Source organism: uncultured Planktosalinus sp. (assembly GCF_963973675.1).
Lineage (GTDB): Bacteria > Bacteroidota > Bacteroidia > Flavobacteriales > Flavobacteriaceae > Planktosalinus.
This window is the reverse complement of sequence record NZ_CAXBAN010000362.1, coordinates 1-2,699: the sequence shown is the minus strand read 5'-3', so window position 1 is coordinate 2,699 and position 2,699 is coordinate 1. Positions and strand designations below refer to the sequence as shown.

2 protein-coding genes and 2 pseudogenes are annotated in these 2,699 nt (G+C 38.9%); all 4 read left to right on the top strand.

Annotated elements, in window-relative coordinates; translation table 11 throughout:
- Nucleotides 1-346, top strand: a pseudogene (locus AACY61_RS11990) (quinol:cytochrome C oxidoreductase); the annotation flags it as partial.
- Nucleotides 347-368: 22 nt separating this feature from the next.
- Entirely contained in the window at nucleotides 369-1,808 is a 1,440-nt protein-coding gene (gene nrfD / locus AACY61_RS11985; RefSeq protein WP_339611813.1) for an NrfD/PsrC family molybdoenzyme membrane anchor subunit, read from the top strand.
- 2 nt (nucleotides 1,809-1,810) lie between these two features.
- Nucleotides 1,811-2,341, top strand: a complete 531-nt coding sequence (locus AACY61_RS11980) for a DUF3341 domain-containing protein (RefSeq protein ID WP_339611812.1) — start codon at nucleotides 1,811-1,813, stop codon at nucleotides 2,339-2,341.
- A gap of 5 nt (nucleotides 2,342-2,346) precedes the next feature.
- A pseudogene (locus AACY61_RS11975) lies at nucleotides 2,347-2,699 on the top strand (cytochrome c); the annotation flags it as partial.

The following is a 2,699-nucleotide window of genomic DNA, read 5'->3' as shown; positions in this document are numbered from 1 at the left end:
GTTTGATTATCATATGAATAATGACCTTGGAAGAATGGTGGTAAACCCCGATGTAACAGTACGCTCTAGAGGTGTTATGGAAAAATGTTCAATGTGTATTCAAAAAACACAACTAACCATCCTGGAAGCTAAAAAAGAAGGTAGGCCAATTAAGGATGGTGAATTCCAAACAGCTTGTTCAGCAGCCTGTGATAAAGGGGCAATGATTTTTGGTGATATTAACGATGAAAAAGCCGAAATTGTTACCAAATTAAAAGATAAACGTAAATATCATTTGATTGAATATTTGGGAACCAAACCAAATGTAATGTATCAAGTGAAAGTAAGAAATACAGAAGAAGTATAATTAGAAACATTTAAAAAAGGATATGTCTCATTACGAAGCACCTATAAGAAGGCCATTAGTTTTAGGAGAAAAAACCTATCACGATGTAACTGTTGATGTAGCCGCACCTGTTGAAGGTAGAGCTAATAAATCTTGGTGGATAGTTTTTTCTATTGCCTTAGTCGCGTTCCTTTGGGGAGTGGGCTGTATAGTTTACACCATAGCAACCGGAATTGGCGTATGGGGTTTGAATAAAACCGTTGGATGGGCCTGGGATATTACAAACTTTGTTTGGTGGGTTGGTATTGGTCACGCAGGGACACTCATCTCTGCTGTACTATTGCTATTCAGACAAAAATGGAGAATGGCCATCAACCGTTCGGCCGAAGCAATGACAATTTTTTCTGTGATGCAAGCAGGTCTTTTTCCGCTCATTCACATGGGGCGTCCTTGGTTAGGTTATTGGGTAGTGCCTATACCAAACCAGTTTGGATCTCTTTGGGTGAACTTTAACTCACCCTTACTCTGGGACGTATTTGCAATCTCTACCTACCTTTCGGTTTCACTGGTGTTCTGGTGGACTGGATTACTACCTGATTTTGCAATGATAAGAGACAGGGCAATTACTCCTTTTACAAAAAGAATTTACAGTATAGTTTCCTTTGGATGGAGCGGAAGAGCAAAAGACTGGCAACGATTTGAAGAGGTTTCACTGGTTTTGGCCGGTTTGGCAACCCCCCTTGTACTCTCAGTTCACACCATTGTATCTTTTGACTTTGCTACATCGGTAATTCCTGGTTGGCACACCACGATTTTCCCGCCTTACTTTGTTGCAGGTGCGGTATTTTCAGGATTTGCCATGGTAAATACCCTTCTTATAATTATGAGAAAGGTTTCACATCTGGAAGACTATATCACGATTCAACATATTGAATTGATGAACATCGTTATTATGATTACGGGTTCTATAGTTGGAGTCGCTTACATTACTGAATTATTCATCGCCTGGTATTCAGGAGTGGAATATGAACAATATGCCTTCCTAAACCGTGCAACAGGACCCTACTGGTGGGCATATTGGGCAATGATGACCTGTAACGTATTCTCTCCTCAGTTTATGTGGTTTAAAAAATTACGTACCAGTATAATGTTCTCATTTATCATCTCTATTGTGGTGAATATCGGAATGTGGTTTGAGCGTTTTGTAATCATTGTGACCTCGCTTCACAGAGATTACCTGCCATCTTCCTGGACAATGTTCTCTCCCACATTTGTTGATATCGGGATATTTATTGGAACTATTGGTTTCTTCTTTGTACTCTTTTTGTTGTATTCAAGAAGTTTCCCTGTAATCGCTCAGGCAGAAGTAAAATCAATTTTGAAATCATCCGGAGCGACTTATAAAAACTTAAGAGCTAAACACGGTGATGATGTAGATCATTCAGTAGTAATTGTTAAAGACAACACTAAAAACAAAGAATAGCCATGGCATCAAAAGTTATTCACGCACTATATACAGACGATGATGTTTTAATGCAAGCCGTTAAGGATACTAAAAAGGCACATTATCACATTGGGGAAATTTATACTCCATTTCCCGTTCACGGTCTAGATAAAGCAATGGGACTGGCGCCAACAAGACTCGCCATTACTTCATTCATTTATGGGATAATCGGCTTAGCAGTTTCCATAGTGATGATGAACTATATTATGATAGAAGACTGGCCTCAGGATATTGGAGGTAAACCTAGCTTTAGTTATATTGAAAATATGCCGGCTTTTGTGCCGGTAATGTTCGAATTAACCGTGTTTTTTGCTGCTCACTTAATGGTAATCACGTTTTATTTGAGAAGTAAATTGTGGCCATTCAAACAAGCAGAAAACCCCGATGTAAGAACAACAGACGATCACTTCCTGATGGAAATTGATGTTGAAAACCATAGTGTTGAAGAACTTTCCATGTTCCTTCAAAATACCGGTGCAGTTGAAGTTAATTTAATAGATAAGCAAGAATAATTCCAATGAAAAAGAGCGCTTATATATTCGTATTTTTAATCGTTTTAAGCTTGACATCTTGTTCAGACAGCAAGAGTCCAAACTATCAGTTCATGCCCAATATGTATGAGTCTGTGGCTTATGAAGCATATAGTGAAGGATCACTTTTTGTCAATGAACAATCAGCTAAACTCCCAGTAGAAGGTACCATACCAAGAGGACATAGCGTCTATGAGTATGAAAATACCCTTGAGGGATTTGCAGACGCAAGAGAAAATTCAAAAAACCCACTTCCGGTTACTGAAGAAAATCTTGCTGCAGGTAAAGAACTCTATGGATACTTCTGTGCCGTATGTCACGGAGACAAAGGGGACGGAAA

What these genes read in the sequence shown, in the direction of transcription:
- nrfD (WP_339611813.1), top strand. Translation starts at nt 369, where the DNA reads ATGTCTCATTACGAAGCACCTATAAGAAGGCCATTAGTTTTAGGAGAA.
- AACY61_RS11980 (WP_339611812.1), top strand. Translation starts at nt 1,811, where the DNA reads ATGGCATCAAAAGTTATTCACGCACTATATACAGACGATGATGTTTTA.